This window comes from Cupriavidus basilensis, assembly GCF_008801925.2.
GTDB lineage: Bacteria > Pseudomonadota > Gammaproteobacteria > Burkholderiales > Burkholderiaceae > Cupriavidus > Cupriavidus basilensis.
The window spans coordinates 710,620-724,978 of sequence record NZ_CP062803.1; the positions used below are offsets into that span (position 1 = coordinate 710,620).

Sequence of the window (14,359 nt, forward strand, 5' to 3'; positions counted from 1 at the left end):
CCGCCGGTGGAGCGACTGACTACCGGATCAGTCGTGCATGAGGCTGGTGCCCTGGACGACGGGCCGGCTCACGCGCCTTCAGTCGTTGGCGTAGATATCCACGTCCTTGGTTTCGCGGATGAACAGCGAGCCGAGGACCAGGGTGACGCCCGCGATGATGATCGGGTACCAGAGGCCGTAGTAGATGTTGCCGTTCTGCGCCACCAGCGCGAAGGAGATGGTGGGCAGCAGGCCGCCGAACCAGCCATTGCCGATGTGATACGGCAGCGACATGGACGTGTAGCGGATCCGGGTCGGGAACATCTCCACCAGCATGGCCGCGATCGGGCCGTACACCATGGTCACGTAGATCACCAGGATGACGAGGACCACCAGCACCATGATGGTGTTCATCTGCGCGGGGTCCGCCTTGGTCGGGTAGCCGGCCGAGGCCATCGACTCGCCCACCTGCTTCTTGAACGCGGCGATCTGCTTCTTGCTCGCATCGTCGAAGCTGTGGCCAGCCGGTACCAGCGAGGCGTTGAAGGAAGCGATCTCCTTGTCGCCGATCTTCACCGAGGCCACGGTGCCGGCCGGAGCCTCCACCACTTCATAGCTGGCCGAAGCTTGTGCCAGGGTCCGCTTGACGATGTCGCAGGAGCTGCGGAAATCGATTTCGCGGGCGATCGGGCTGCCCTGGAAGGAGCATTGCTTCGGATCCGCGGTCACCACGATCTGGGCACTCTGCTGCGCGCGCTCCAGGGCCGGGTTGGCGTAGTGGGTCAGGGCCTTGAACAGCGGGAAGTAGGTCAGCATCGCCAGCGCGCAGCCGGCCATGATGATCCACTTGCGCCCGACCTTGTCCGACAGCGAGCCAAAGAAGATGAAGAACGGCGTGCCGATCACCAGGGCGCCCGCGATCAGCAGGTTGGCGGTGGTGGCGTCGACCTTGAGCACCTGGGTCAGGAAGAACAGCGAGTAGAACTGGCCGGTGTACCAGACCACGGCCTGGCCGGCGGTCAGGCCGATCAGCGCCAGGATCACGATCTTCAGGTTGCGCCATTGGCCGAACGCTTCGGTCAGCGGGGCCTTGGAGGTCTTGCCTTCGGCCTTCATTTTCTGGAAGGCGGGCGATTCGCTCATCGACAGGCGGATGTAGACCGACACGCCCAGCAGCAGGATCGAGAGCAGGAACGGAATGCGCCAGCCCCAGACTTCAAAGTTGGCGCCCGTCAGGTTGCGGCACACCAGGATCACGATCAGCGACAGGAACAGGCCGAGCGTGGCGGTGGTCTGGATCCATGCGGTATAGGCGCCGCGCTTGCCGTGCGGCGCGTGCTCGGCCACGTAGGTGGCGGCACCGCCGTACTCGCCGCCGAGCGCCAGGCCCTGCAGCATGCGCAGCCCGATCAGGATGATCGGGGCGGCCCAGCCGATGCTGGCAAATCCCGGCAGCAGGCCCACGATGAAGGTCGAGGCACCCATGATCAGGATGGTGACCAGGAAGGTGTACTTGCGCCCGATCATGTCGCCCAGGCGGCCGAACACCAGCGCGCCGAACGGCCGCACGATGAAGCCGGCGGCAAATGCCAGCAGGGCGAAAATGAAGGCGGCGGTTGGATCGAGGCCGGAGAAGAACTGCTTGGCGATGATGGCCGCCAGCGAGCCGTAAAGATAAAAGTCGTACCACTCGAACACCGTCCCGAGCGAGGAGGCAAAGATCACCTTCCTCTCTTCGGCGGTCATTACCGAGTTCTGGGCGCTGCCCCCGGGCATCGCCACGTTTTGTGCATTGGCCATTGTCTCCTCCGTTTGTGATCGGAATCTTTCGGGCTGGCGGCCGGCACGCTCTCGCTCTCTGGCGGACGCGCGACAACCTCCGAAGTTGCAATGGATTGTGGGAGGCGAACCTTACTGCGTTCTGACAATTTCGGCCGAGTTCACCACTAAACGCTCGGGGTATACGCTAGGCGCAAAGCAGGCCCGGCGGTGCTGCGCCGCGGTGCGAAAGGTGTCAGGCGGGCCTGTGTCAGTCGGCGATGCGTAGCGGTGCCGGGATCTTGCTATGCAGCATCGTCATGCTGGCGGGCGGGCACGGGCGGCACGCCGGCGTCATCGTCTTCATCGCGGTTCATGCGCCAGGCATAGATTGCCGCCATCAGGACGTAGACGATCAGCGCGCCTTGCGCGCCGACCCAGAACGAGAAAGGCCAGCCGAAGAAATCAAAGCGCAGCTCACGGGCAAACCAGGCGACCACGAAGGTGACGACGAACCAGATCGACAGCAGCACAGCAATCCAGCGCAGGTTGCGATGCCACGCGCGGCGCTCGGACTGATCGGCCTGGCCGCGCCCGCCGCGCGTGTGGTCAGGGTCGGTCATGCAGGCTCCAGGGGAGATGGCCGGCGCAGCGTGATGCGAAAGCACGCGCCGGCCAGGCGCGGCTCCGTCTGGTAGACGTGGTCGAGAATGCTGACATCGCCGCCGTGCTGCTGCACGATCTCGCGCACGATGGCCAGGCCCAGGCCGCTGCCCTGGGTCTTGGTGCCGAGCACGCGGTAGAACCGTTCCATCACGCGCTCGCGCTCGGCCACCGGGATGCCGGGGCCGGTGTCTTCCACCTCGAGATACGCGAAGGGCTCGAAGGCATCCGCGCTGACGCGCACGGTGGCGTGGCCATCGGCCGGCGTGTAGCGGATGGCGTTGTCGATCAGGTTGTTGAGCATCTCGGTCAGCATCAGGCGATTGCCTTGCACCATCACCGGGTGGTCGTCGGCATCCACGCCGAGATCGATGCGGCGCGCCCACGCCTGCGGCAGCCAGTCCTTGACCACCTCGCGCGCGAGCGCGGCCAGGTCCAGCGGCGCCATGCTGCCGGCGCCGGCCAGGTTCTCCATGCGCGCCAGCGACAGCAGCTGTGTCACCAGGTGGGCCGCGCGCTCCGAGCTGCCGGCGATCTGCGCCAGCGACTTGCGCAGCTCCTCGGGCGATTGCTCGCGCTGCGCCAGCTCCGCCTGCATGCGCAGCCCGGCCAGCGGCGTCTTCATCTGGTGGGCGGCATCGGCGATAAAGCGCTTTTGCGTCTGCACGGAAACGTCGAGCCGCGCCAGCAGGTCGTTGAACGAGGCCACCAGCGGCGTGATTTCCTGCGGCGCGGCGTGTTCGTCGATGGGGCTGGTGTCGCCGGGGTTGCGCGCGCGGATGCGCTGCTGGATCGAGGTCAGCGGGGCCAGCCCGCGTGTCAGGCCGAACCACACCAGCACCACCGCCAGCGGCAGGATCACGAACTGCGGCAGGATCACGCCCTTGATGATTTCATTGGCCAGCCGCGCGCGCTTGTCGAGCGTCTCGCCAACCTGTACCAGCACCGGCTGCGCGTCGCCCGCCTGCTTCAGGTCGACGTAGGTGTAGGCCACGCGCACATCGTTGCCCGCGATGCGGTCGTCGCGCAGCGAGACCAGCCCTGCGTGGCCGCGATCGTCCTCGCCGGGCAGCGGCATGTCGTTATCCCCGGCGACGAACTCGCCGTGCGTGCCCACCACCTGGTAGTAGATGTTGTCGGTTTCATCGGCACGCAGGATTTCGCGTGCGGACAGTGGCAACTGCAGCGTGACGCGCCCGTTGACCTCGCGCACCTGTTGCGAGAGCACGATGGCGCTGGCCTCCAGCGAGCGGTCGAAGGGCCCGTTGGCGATGGACTTCGCCACCAGGTAGGTCACGGCAATGCTCATCGGCCACAGCAGCAGCAGCGGTGCCAGCATCCAGTCCAGGATTTCGCCGAACAGCGAACGCGGCGACGGATGGCCCGCGCTGTCTTCAAGGTGCGGCAGGGCGTCGGCCAGCGTTTCGTCGCTGACGATCTCATCGGGCGGGGAGGGCGCGCGCGCGGGCCGTGCGGCCCGCGCGCGCCGCCGGGGCAGTCGCAGCAGGCTCATGGGGAGGAGGTGATCGGGCAGGTCCCGGCGGCGTCGCCGGCATGCCCTCAAAGGGAAACGGCGCCAATGCCGATTCTGATTCCGATTCGATTCTAATGGCGCTTTCTAGTCGTGCGTCACGGCGGCCTGGAATTTCTCCAGGCAGTAGCCCAGGCCGCGTACCGTGGCAATGCGGATCCCGCCCACCTCGATCTTCTTGCGCAGCCGGTGCACATAGACTTCGATGGCATTGTTGCTGACCTCTTCGCCCCATTCGCACAGGTGGTCGACCAGCTGCTCCTTCGATACCAGCCGCCCGGTGCGGGTGAGCAGGATCTCCAGCAGCCCGACTTCGCGCGCGGAGAGATCCAGCATCTGCTCGTTCAGGTAGGCGATGCGGCCAACCTGGTCGAAGGCCAGCGGGCCATGGTGCGTGAGCGTGGCGCCGCCGCCGGCGCCGCGCCGCACCAGCGCACGCACGCGGGCTTCCAGCTCGGACAGGGCGAAGGGTTTGGCCATGTAGTCATCGGCGCCCAGGTCCAGGCCCTTGACGCGCTCGTCGACGCCATCCGCCGCGGTCAGGATCAGCACCGGCAGCATGGCGCCGCGCGTGCGCAGGCGCTTGAGCACTTCCAGCCCGGGCATGCGGGGCAGGCCGAGATCGAGGATCAGGAGGTCGAAGGTCTGGGTCGAGAGCGCCGAGTCGGCTTCGACCCCACTGGCGACATGGTCGACGGCATAGCCGGAGTGACGTAATGAGCGTGTCAGGCCATCTGCCAGCACATCGTCATCTTCGGCGATCAGAATACGCATGGTTGTCTCCACCCTGGCCGGCTTAGTCGTCGCTTTACATCAAATGACGCGTGCGGGACTTGCCAAGCATACTGTTTTTTTATACAGTACTCGCTTGATCCGGTCGCGCAGTGAGCGGGCCGGATCGTACTGAATTTAGCAACGAATGTATTACCGACGTTTGCCCAATGTTTGCCCCTGCTGCCAGGTTCATTGTCATCAGGAGTTCGCAGCGCGGCGCGGGTCGGGCGGTTACCCGCAAAAGCAGGCGGCGCGCCACATGCGGCCTATTTATACACCATTGACGGAAGGACGACCATGGATGACGGCAAGAAGGCGGGTGCTGGCGTAAGCGCCGAAAAGCAGAAGGCGCTGGCGGCCGCGCTGGCCCAGATCGAGAAGCAGTTCGGCAAGGGCTCGATCATGAAACTGGGCGAGGCCGACATCGACCAGGATATCCAGGTCGTGTCCACCGGCTCGCTGGGCCTGGACATCGCGCTGGGCGTCGGCGGGCTGCCGCGCGGCCGCGTGGTGGAAATCTACGGTCCGGAATCCTCGGGCAAGACCACGCTGACGCTGCAGGTCGTGGCCGAAATGCAAAAGCTGGGCGGCACCTGCGCCTTTATCGATGCCGAGCACGCGCTCGACGTCAACTATGCCGGCAAGCTCGGCGTGTCCGTGGGCGACCTGCTGATCTCCCAGCCCGACACCGGCGAGCAGGCACTGGAAATCACCGACGCGCTGGTGCGCTCGGGCTCGGTCGACCTGATCGTGATCGACTCGGTGGCGGCCCTGGTGCCCAAGGCCGAAATCGAAGGCGAGATGGGCGATTCGCTGCCGGGCCTGCAGGCCCGCCTGATGAGCCAGGCGCTGCGCAAGCTGACCGGCACCATCAAGCGCACCAACTGCCTGGTGATCTTCATCAACCAGATCCGCATGAAGATCGGCGTGATGTTCGGCTCGCCCGAAACCACCACCGGCGGCAATGCGCTGAAGTTCTACGCCTCGGTGCGCCTGGACATCCGCCGCATCGGCTCGATCAAGAAGGGCGACGAGGTGATCGGCAACGAAACCAAGGTCAAGGTAGTCAAAAACAAGGTGTCGCCGCCGTTCCGCGAAGCCTTTTTCGACATCCTCTACGGCCAGGGCATCTCGCGCCAGGGCGAAATCATCGACCTTGGCGTGGACGCCAAGGTCGTCGAGAAGTCGGGCGCGTGGTACAGCTACAAGGGCGAGAAGATCGGCCAGGGCAAGGACAACGCGCGTGAATACCTGCGCGAAAACCCGGACATCGCCGACGAGATCGAAAACAAGGTGCGCGAGTCGCTGGGCGTGGTCCTGATGAACGGCACGCCGGCCACCGCTGGCGCCGTGGCCACCGCCGAAGACTGAGCTTCGCTGGCCGGGGCATGCCCGGCCGCGATCCCCACCCCGGGGCGGCACGCGCAGCGACGCGCGCCGCCCCGGTTTGCATTTTCAAAGCGCTTCTAGCTTCTATATAACGCATTGATAAAGCGCATTGATAATGCGCGGTGTTCAAGCGCGCCTTCCCCATGGCTACACGTCCACCTCTCTCCCTGAAAGCCCGCGCCGTCGGTTACCTGTCGCGGCGCGAGCACAGCCGGGCGGAGCTGGCGCGCAAGCTGGCCCCGCACGCAGAGTCTCCCGAGGCTCTCGAGCAGTTGCTCGATGCGCTGGAGCGCGAGAACTGGTTATCCAACGCGCGCTTTGTCGACAGCCTGGTGCACCGGCGCGCGGCGCGCTATGGCGCCGCGCGCGTGATGCAGGAAGCCCGCACTCATCAGCTCGGCGGCGATCAGCTCGCCGACCTGCAGGATCGCCTGCGCGGGTCGGAGCTGGAGCGCGGCCGCGCGGTCTGGCAAAAGCGTTTTGGCACGCCGCCCGCCACGCCCGAAGACAGGGCCAAGCAGATCCGCTTTATGGTCGCCCGCGGCTTTTCCCGCTCGGTGGTGAGCCAGGTGATCAAAGGGGCGGATGCGTGGCTGGATGGCAGTGACTGACGTTCGCCGACACGGCAGCCTCAAGTTCAAGTGATGCCGCAGTGATGCCGCAGTGATGCCGCGGTAATGTCACGGCCACGTCCTGCACCGGTTTTGGGCGCATACCTGCTTTGCGAGTAGGCGTATTCCGAATCTTCGCGCCTTGTTCATGCCTTGCTCATGCCTTGGTGCTTTAGGCCGTTTCCGCCGCAATGCCGTGATTTTTCCGCATGCGCGGGGCTTGCCCGTCGCTCGACAATCCCCGGCAACAGCACCGCGCGCAGTTTGTTCCCGGCGAGCGTTGTCCGGCATGTTAAAATCCTGCGGTTTTCCGGCCCAGCCGTCCATTTCTCCCGCTCCTGCCTGGTGTTATGCCGCTTTCCCCGCCCGTCAATCGCGCCCTGCGTCACCGTCGTGCCATCACGGCGGAGGCTTATCTTAGGGACGACGGCCTATGGGACATCGAAGCGCGCCTGACTGACACCAAGCCGCGCGAGATTCCGCTGGCCGGCGGCGGCGTGCGCCCGGTGGGCGAGCCGCTGCACGATTTGTGGCTGCGCGTCACCATCGACCTGCGCATGAACGTCGTGGACGCCGATGCCTGTTCCGACTGGGTGCCTTATCCCGGCCAGTGCGACACCATCGGCCCGGCCTACCGCAAGCTGATCGGCCTGAACCTGATGAAGGGTTTCCGCAAGTCGGTGAAAGAGCGCCTGTCGGGCGTGGCCGGATGCACCCATTTGACCGAGCTGGCCGGCATACTGCCGACCACCGCGATCCAGGCATTCGCCGGCGATGTGTTCAACATTCGCGACGGCGGTGTAGAAGACACCAGTACAGAGCCGCCTTACCAGTTGCACGGCTGCCATGCCCTGCATTTCGAAGGCGAGGTCGTACGCCAGTTTTACCCCCGCTGGTATGGTCACCAGCCAAAACCGAGGATCAAGACCGAAGGGTCATCGACCCCGGCGGCGCAGCCAGCGGAGGCGCTCGCCGCCCCCGCCGACGGCGCCATGTCGCGCAGGTCAACCGGCACTTCTGGCTAAGCCAGGCCGGCCTGCAGTCCGCCGAGATTTCATCTCCACACTTTTACGCCTACCCGAAAGGAAACACGCATGAATATCCATGAGTACCAAGGCAAGGAAATCCTGCGCAAATACAATGTGCCGGTTCCGCGCGGCATCCCCGCGTTCTCGGTCGAAGAGGCCCTGAAGGCTGCTGAACAACTGGGCGGCCCGGTATGGGTCGTCAAGGCGCAGATCCACGCGGGCGGCCGCGGCAAGGGCGGCGGCGTGAAGGTGGCCAAGAGCATCGACGAGGTCAAGACCTACGCCACCAACATCCTCGGCATGACCCTGGTCACGCACCAGACCGGCCCGGAAGGCAAGAAGGTCAACCGCCTGCTGATCGAAGAAGGCGCTGACATCAAGAAGGAACTGTACGTCAGCCTGGTGGTTGACCGCGTTTCGCAAAAGGTCGCCCTGATGGCCTCCAGCGAAGGCGGCATGGACATCGAGGAAGTCGCTGCCCACAGCCCGGAAAAGATCCACACGCTGATCATCGATCCGTCGGCCGGCCTGCTCGACGCGGACGCTGACGACATCGCCCGCAAGATCGGCGTGCCCGACGCAAGCGTGGCGCAAGCCCGCCAGGCCCTGCAAGGCCTGTACAAGGCATTCTGGGACACCGACGCCTCGCTGGCTGAAATCAACCCGCTGATCCTGACCGGCGACGGCAAGGTGATCGCGCTCGACGCCAAGTTCAACTTCGACTCCAACGCCCTGTTCCGCCACCCGGAAATCGTCGCTTACCGCGACCTGGACGAAGAAGATCCGGCTGAAATCGAAGCGTCGAAGTTCGACCTGGCCTACATCTCGCTGGACGGCAACATCGGCTGCCTGGTGAACGGCGCTGGCCTGGCCATGGCCACCATGGACACCATCAAGCTGTTCGGCGGCGAGCCGGCCAACTTCCTGGACGTGGGCGGCGGTGCCACCACCGAGAAGGTGACCGAAGCCTTCAAGCTGATGCTGAAGAACCCGAACCTGAAGGCCATCCTGGTCAACATCTTCGGCGGCATCATGCGTTGCGACGTGATCGCCGAAGGCGTGATCGCTGCATCCAAGGCCGTGTCGCTGTCCGTGCCGCTGGTCGTGCGCATGAAGGGCACCAACGAAGAGATCGGCAAGAAGATGCTGGCCGACTCGGGCCTGCCCATCATCGCCGCCGATACCATGGAAGAAGCTGCCCAGAAGGTCGTGGCTGCTGCCGCGGGCAAGTAAGCCAGACGCGAACACGAACGCCAGCAGCGCGCCGGGGCCAGGCCTTCGCGCGCTGCTTTGAGCCAAGCAAAGGATTACAGCATGTCGATTCTGATTAATAAAGACACCAAGGTCATCACCCAGGGCATCACCGGCAAGACCGGCCAGTTCCACACCCGTGGCTGCCGCGACTATGCCAACGGCAAGAACTGCTTCGTTGCCGGCGTGAACCCGAAGAAAGCGGGCGAAGACTTCGAAGGCATTCCCATCTACGCAAGCGTCAAGGATGCCAAGGCATCGACCGGCGCCACCGTGTCCGTGATCTACGTGCCGCCCGCAGGCGCTGCCGCCGCCATCTGGGAAGCCGTTGACGCTGACCTGGACCTGGTGGTCTGCATCACCGAAGGCATCCCCGTGCGCGACATGATGGAGCTCAAGGACAAGATGGCCAAGGGCAACAAGAAGACCCTGTTGCTGGGACCGAACTGCCCGGGCCTGATCACGCCTGACGAAATCAAGATCGGCATCATGCCGGGCCACATCCACCGCAAGGGCCGCATCGGCGTGGTGTCGCGCTCGGGCACGCTGACCTATGAAGCAGTCGGTCAGCTGACCGCGCTGGGCATGGGCCAGTCGTCGGCAGTCGGCATTGGTGGCGACCCCATCAACGGCCTGAAGCACATCGACATCATGAAGATGTTCAACGACGATCCCGAAACGGACGCCGTGGTCATGATCGGCGAAATCGGTGGTCCGGACGAAGCCAACGCGGCTTACTGGATCAAGGAAAACATGAAGAAGCCGGTGGTTGGCTTCATCGCTGGCGTGACCGCGCCTCCGGGCAAGCGCATGGGCCACGCCGGCGCGCTGATCTCGGGCGGTGCCGACACGGCGCAAGCCAAGCTGGAAATCATGGAAGCCTGCGGTATCAAGGTCACCAAGAACCCGTCGGAAATGGCTCGCCTGCTCAAGTCGATCCTGTAAATACCGAAACGCAGCCTCCCGCCTCCGGGCGGGAACGCTTGCCGGAGCCGGCGCGCTCGCGTGACCGCGACTGCACACCGGCTCCCCATGCCCCCGCCTCCGTGCGGGGGCATGTCATTCTGGAGTACCGTTACCTAGGGTATCTCCCAAGGTGCGCGACATGCCGATTGAAACCGAATCGAAAGCTTGATACGGTAAATCTTCATGTCTGAAGACTCAGACATCCGAAATTCCGCAGGCGCCGCAGTTTTTGGCGGCGCCATGTGGCGTTCGAATCATAATTTAAGAAACTCGAGGAGCTTTACCGTGGAACTGCTGTCCTCCACCGCTTTCTGGATCGCGTTGGGATCCATTATCCTGACCAACATCGTGCTATCCGGCGACAACGCCGTGGTGATCGCGCTGGCCTCCCGCAACCTCCCGCCCGCCCAGCAGAAGAAGGCCATCTTCTGGGGCAGTGCCGCCGCCATCATCATGCGGGTGGTGCTCACGGTAGCCGCGGTCAAGCTGCTGAGCCTGCCGTACCTGAAGATCGTCGGCGCCATCCTGCTGGTCTACATCGGTGTGCAACTGCTCACCGGCGATGACGACGAAGAAGGCCACTCGGCCAAGGACAACATCTGGGCCGCGATCCGCACCATCCTGATCGCCGACCTGGTGATGTCGCTCGACAACGTGGTGGCCGTAGCCGCCGCGGCGCAGAAGGGGCCGGAAGGCAGCCAGCTGATGCTGCTGGTTCTGGGCCTGGGCCTGTCGATCCCCCTGATCGTGTTCGGCAGCACCATCCTGCTCAAGGTCATGGACCGCTTCCCCATCATCATCGTGCTGGGCGCCGCGCTGCTGGGCTACCTGGCCGGTGAAATGCTGGTCAGCGACCCGGTGGACGCCGCGTGGTTCGAGATGCACGTGCCGCATGCCCACCTGGTGTTCGGCGTGCTGGGTGCCGCGCTGGTGGTGGTGGTTGGCAAGCTGCTGAGCAAGCGGGCGCCACAGACGGCCTGACGGGCTTTGTGGACGAGGTGGTGCCCCGTTGGGGCGCTGCCGGACAAACGGGTGGCCCGGGAGCCGCCCGTTTTGTTTTCGGGCTGTAGCGCAGGCCGCGCTGCAGACATGACGGTGATTTCAGTACGGTTTCAGACTGACTTGAGCCAAAGCGCGGGTTTACTGACCCGCCGCGTCATACTTAGTGACAAAATTTGCGCGGGATCAACACCCGGAAGGGCCCGAAGTGGCGAAAATTGTCACTCGCCGACGAGACATCAAGGCTTGCCGGCGCTGGCACGCTAAGTGCTAAGAACGTACAGCATCACATGAAACAAAATGTTTCGATTTGTATCCAAAATTCCTTCGAGGGGTCAATCATGCAACAACGGGTGCAACAAATGAAAAAACTGGGCCGCCGAGTCCAGAAGGGCTTCACGCTGATCGAACTGATGATCGTGGTTGCGATTGTTGGTATCTTGGCTGCCATCGCAATTCCTCAATATCAAGATTACACGCGCCGTGCACGCGTTACCGAGGGTATTTCACTGGCCGCATCGGCGAAGACAGCCGTAACGGAAACTTTCCAGACTCGAGGTGTTAGCCCAATGATTGCTGCCACCGGTTGGGTTGCACCAGCTGCAACGCCGAACGTGAACGGCGTCGCTATTACGGATGCGGGCGTGATTACGATCACCTACAATCAGGCCGTGATGGGCACGGCTGCTGCGCCGACGCTCGTGTTTACCCCCGTGGACGCGGCGGGTGCTGCTGTAGACCTGAGCGCCGCAGCGGGTGCCGCTTGGCCGAACCAGTGGAGTTGCTCACTCGGTGGTACGCTGCCAAACAATCTGCGCCCGGCAAACTGCCGTCCGTAATTTGTGGTACGCGATTGATAAAGAAAAAGCGCCTTCGGGCGCTTTTTCTTTATCCACTCCCCAAGCTATCATCCGCCTTCTGCCCACAAGGCATAACAAGGCACCCCGCATGCTGCCCTCCCGGTCAGCCATCCCTCTCAGTTTCCTCGCCGTAGCCATCTCGCTACCGCTGCTGGTTTCCCGGCACACGCTTCCGCTCGCCACTTTCTACGGCGAATGGACCTCGGCATTGCTGTTTGCGCTCTCCGTCATCGTGCTGGGCGCCTTGGCACAGCGGCAAGGCAGGGGCACGGCCTACCAGGCGGCTCCCGCCCAGTTCCCCTGGATCGTCCTCTTTCCCCTCTGGTTGATCGCCACCGGCATCACGCAGACGCTGACCGGCATGGCCGATGTGTCGGGCAGCCGCTTGCTGACCGAGCTCTCGCTGGCGCTGGGCGCGGCGGTGATGTGGGCTGCGTGGCGACAGGGCCGTGCCGCATCGTCCGTGGAGCGGCAGGCGATGGTGGATGTGCTGGCCATCGCCTGGCTGGTGGCGGGGTTGCTGGGCACGCTGGCGCAGTGGGTGCAGGTGTTTGGCCTGGAGCCGGACACGCTGGGGATGGTGTCCACTTACTTTTACGATGACAACCGCCGCTTGTGGGGCAACCTGAACCAGCCTAACCACCAGGCGACTGTGGCGGGCATCGCGCTGGCGGCGGCGGTCTGGCTGGCGGCGCGCGGGTGGCTCCGGGTGCCGGCCTGGCTGGGGGCGGCGTTGCTGCTGGTGAGCGGGATCGTGCTGTCCGGCTCGCGCACGGGTGTATTGCATGTGGGGCTGGCCGCGGTGTATGCGCTGGTGGCTGCCTGGATGGCGCGGGGCGGGGCGGCGTTTGGCGGTCCGGGCGACCTGGGCGGGTTCGCAGGCAGCATGCAGCGTGCCGGCCACGCCGGGCGCAACCCCATGCGGCGTCCCGCCGGGCTGGCGTTTGCCGCGGTGGCCATGGTGGTTTTGCTGCTGGTCTTGCAGCCGGCGATCAAGAGCGCCGGGCAGGCCATGGACTGGCACCTGTTCGATACCGTGGCGCAGTTGCAGGGGGGGGATCAGCTCTCGTGGCGTGCCGCGATGTGGGCGCACGCGTGGGCGATGTTCCGCGCTCATCCGTGGCTTGGGGTGGGTTGGGGTGAGTATGGCTGGGCGCAGTTCCAGCAGCTCGCGCAGGTGGGCGTGAAAGTCGAGATGTCGCTGCATGCGCACAATGCCGTGCTGGATATGCTGGCCAAGATGGGCGTGATCGGCGCGGCGGGCGTGTTCCTGAGCCTGCTGGCGTGGCTATGGCGCGTGGCGCGCCAGCGCTTGTGGCGCGGGGATGCGCGCGAGCGCGCGCAGACGGGGCTGGTGCTGACCTGGCTGGCGATGCTATGCGCGCATTCGATGCTGGAGTACCCGCTGCACTACTTGTATTTTGTGTTGCCGTTCTGCTTCATGCTGGGCTGGCTGGAGCCATCGGGGTTCGGCCGCCTGCGCGTGCCGCGCGGGTTTGCCGTGCTGGCGGGCCTGGCATTCGCCGGCGTGGCGGCAGCCATCCTGACGACCATGTGGCAGGACTACCGCCGTGCGGAGGCGCGCGAGTACGCCCGTGCCGAGCGCCGGGCCGCATTGCCGATGCCGAACTTCTGGTTCCGGCAGGCTGCCGCGTCGGACGCGATCGAGGAGGCCAGGATCACGCCGGAGAACGCCGCGCAGTTGCTTGGCGCCCATATCGCCGCGGTACACCTGCTGCCGACCCCGACGCTGATCTCGCGCACCGCCTGGCTGATGGCGCTGACCGGCGACCCGGTGCAGGCCCGGGCGTGGCTGGAGCGCCTGCGCTTCTACTTTGCGGGGGATGAGGCCAACCAGTTCGCGGAACTCGCCCGCGCCTGCGCCGAGGTCGACGCGGCCGCGCGGCCGCGGGACTTCTGCGACTGGGTGCAGCTGCGCGCCAAACACAAACCGGAGTGAGCCTCCCCGCCTTCCTAAGCTGCGCCGCGCCGGATTATTGCGGTGCGTAGCCCGGGGGCGGCGGTGGCGGGTAGTAATACGTCGGCGCGGCCACCGGACGCGGGGCCGCGGCCATGTGGCCGTAGACCGGCACCCGGTTGCCGCTTGCGTACATGCATTGCACATACGCCGCGTCGTACTGGCGCTGGCTGCCGTAGCCTGCATACTGGGCATTGCCTGCCCCTACCGCCGCGCCGGTAAGCAGGCCGACCCCGGCACCCACCGCCGCGCCCGTGCCGCCATTGAAGGCCGCGCCGGCCGCCGCGCCCAAGGCGGTGCCCACCACGGCACTGCCTACCGCGCTATTGGTGGCCGCCTGATTGGCGGTGACGCCGCCCACCTGTCCAAAGGCGAACTGGCGGCAAGTGTTGTCGTCGGCCCGGAACTGGTCGAAGTTCTTGCCGGTGCCCGGCAGCACCATCACGCTTGGCCCGCTGGGCATCACCGCGCACCCGGCCAGCACCATCGCCGCGAGCGGCAGGTTCACCAGCATCGGCAGGCTGGGGCGGTTGAAGTGGTTCAGGACGTTCATCTCGGCACCTCGGTACCTC

At 65.0% G+C, this 14,359-nt stretch carries 13 protein-coding genes; 8 read left to right on the forward strand and 5 right to left on the reverse strand.

Annotated elements, in window-relative coordinates:
* Positions 1 to 78: 78 nt before the first annotated feature.
* The 4 genes from F7R26_RS03210 to F7R26_RS03225 all read right to left on the reverse strand — a co-directional run bounded on the left by F7R26_RS03210 (position 79) and on the right by F7R26_RS03225 (position 4,705).
* Positions 79 to 1,779, reverse strand: a complete 1,701-nt coding sequence (locus F7R26_RS03210) for an MFS transporter (protein WP_150991892.1) — start codon at positions 1,777 to 1,779, stop codon at positions 79 to 81.
* A gap of 263 nt (positions 1,780 to 2,042) precedes the next feature.
* The gene (locus F7R26_RS03215; protein WP_150991890.1) at positions 2,043 to 2,360 is read right to left on the reverse strand and encodes a DUF4212 domain-containing protein; all 318 of its coding nucleotides are present in this window, start codon (positions 2,358 to 2,360) and stop codon (positions 2,043 to 2,045) included.
* On the reverse strand, positions 2,357 to 3,913 hold the full coding sequence (locus F7R26_RS03220; RefSeq protein WP_150991887.1) for a sensor histidine kinase: 1,557 nt from the start codon (positions 3,911 to 3,913) through the stop codon (positions 2,357 to 2,359). Before F7R26_RS03220 ends, F7R26_RS03215 begins: the two co-directional genes overlap by 4 nt.
* A gap of 105 nt (positions 3,914 to 4,018) precedes the next feature.
* Entirely contained in the window at positions 4,019 to 4,705 is a 687-nt protein-coding gene (locus F7R26_RS03225) for a response regulator (protein ID WP_150991885.1), read from the reverse strand.
* Between the two features lie 297 nt (positions 4,706 to 5,002).
* On the opposite strand from F7R26_RS03225, the gene recA reads away from it, so the two are divergent.
* The 8 genes from recA (at position 5,003) to F7R26_RS03265 (ending at position 13,769) form a co-directional block, all read left to right on the forward strand.
* The gene (gene recA, locus F7R26_RS03230) at positions 5,003 to 6,076 is read left to right on the forward strand and encodes a recombinase RecA (protein ID WP_150991883.1); all 1,074 of its coding nucleotides are present in this window, start codon (positions 5,003 to 5,005) and stop codon (positions 6,074 to 6,076) included.
* A 161-nt stretch (positions 6,077 to 6,237) separates the two neighbouring features.
* Entirely contained in the window at positions 6,238 to 6,705 is a 468-nt protein-coding gene (gene recX, locus F7R26_RS03235; protein WP_150991881.1) for a recombination regulator RecX, read from the forward strand.
* Positions 6,706 to 7,055: 350 nt separating this feature from the next.
* Positions 7,056 to 7,730 carry a DUF2889 domain-containing protein gene (locus tag F7R26_RS03240; protein WP_150991878.1) on the forward strand — a complete coding sequence of 225 codons (675 nt, stop codon included), beginning with the start codon at positions 7,056 to 7,058 and terminating at the stop codon, positions 7,728 to 7,730.
* 69 nt (positions 7,731 to 7,799) lie between these two features.
* Positions 7,800 to 8,966 carry an ADP-forming succinate--CoA ligase subunit beta gene (gene sucC / locus F7R26_RS03245; protein WP_043343899.1) on the forward strand — a complete coding sequence of 389 codons (1,167 nt, stop codon included), beginning with the start codon at positions 7,800 to 7,802 and terminating at the stop codon, positions 8,964 to 8,966.
* 81 nt (positions 8,967 to 9,047) lie between these two features.
* A complete protein-coding gene (sucD, locus tag F7R26_RS03250; RefSeq protein WP_043343904.1) occupies positions 9,048 to 9,929 on the forward strand; it encodes a succinate--CoA ligase subunit alpha in 882 nt (293 codons plus the stop codon).
* Positions 9,930 to 10,235: 306 nt separating this feature from the next.
* On the forward strand, positions 10,236 to 10,931 hold the full coding sequence (locus F7R26_RS03255; RefSeq protein ID WP_150991876.1) for a TerC family protein: 696 nt from the start codon (positions 10,236 to 10,238) through the stop codon (positions 10,929 to 10,931).
* 236 nt (positions 10,932 to 11,167) lie between these two features.
* A complete protein-coding gene (locus F7R26_RS41395; protein ID WP_277820352.1) occupies positions 11,168 to 11,788 on the forward strand; it encodes a pilin in 621 nt (206 codons plus the stop codon).
* 109 nt (positions 11,789 to 11,897) lie between these two features.
* On the forward strand, positions 11,898 to 13,769 hold the full coding sequence (locus tag F7R26_RS03265) for a PglL family O-oligosaccharyltransferase (protein ID WP_150991874.1): 1,872 nt from the start codon (positions 11,898 to 11,900) through the stop codon (positions 13,767 to 13,769).
* Between the two features lie 34 nt (positions 13,770 to 13,803).
* On the opposite strand, the gene F7R26_RS03270 is transcribed toward F7R26_RS03265, so the two are convergent.
* Entirely contained in the window at positions 13,804 to 14,301 is a 498-nt protein-coding gene (locus tag F7R26_RS03270; protein ID WP_150991930.1) for a YMGG-like glycine zipper-containing protein, read from the reverse strand.
* Between the last annotated feature and the right edge of the window lie 58 nt (positions 14,302 to 14,359).

Excerpts from the sequence above, each read along its gene's own strand:
- sucD (WP_043343904.1), top strand. The coding sequence starts at position 9,048 with ATGTCGATTCTGATTAATAAAGACACCAAGGTCATCACCCAGGGCATC.
- recX (WP_150991881.1), top strand. The coding sequence starts at position 6,238 with ATGGCTACACGTCCACCTCTCTCCCTGAAAGCCCGCGCCGTCGGTTAC.
- F7R26_RS03240 (WP_150991878.1), top strand. The coding sequence starts at position 7,056 with ATGCCGCTTTCCCCGCCCGTCAATCGCGCCCTGCGTCACCGTCGTGCC.
- F7R26_RS03270 (WP_150991930.1), bottom strand. The coding sequence starts at position 14,301 with ATGCTGGTGAACCTGCCGCTCGCGGCGATGGTGCTGGCCGGGTGCGCG.
- sucC (WP_043343899.1), top strand. The coding sequence starts at position 7,800 with ATGAATATCCATGAGTACCAAGGCAAGGAAATCCTGCGCAAATACAAT.
- recA (WP_150991883.1), top strand. The coding sequence starts at position 5,003 with ATGGATGACGGCAAGAAGGCGGGTGCTGGCGTAAGCGCCGAAAAGCAG.
- F7R26_RS03265 (WP_150991874.1), top strand. The coding sequence starts at position 11,898 with ATGCTGCCCTCCCGGTCAGCCATCCCTCTCAGTTTCCTCGCCGTAGCC.
- F7R26_RS03225 (WP_150991885.1), bottom strand. The coding sequence starts at position 4,705 with ATGCGTATTCTGATCGCCGAAGATGACGATGTGCTGGCAGATGGCCTG.
- F7R26_RS03215 (WP_150991890.1), bottom strand. The coding sequence starts at position 2,360 with ATGACCGACCCTGACCACACGCGCGGCGGGCGCGGCCAGGCCGATCAG.
- F7R26_RS03220 (WP_150991887.1), bottom strand. The coding sequence starts at position 3,913 with ATGAGCCTGCTGCGACTGCCCCGGCGGCGCGCGCGGGCCGCACGGCCC.
- F7R26_RS03210 (WP_150991892.1), bottom strand. The coding sequence starts at position 1,779 with ATGGCCAATGCACAAAACGTGGCGATGCCCGGGGGCAGCGCCCAGAAC.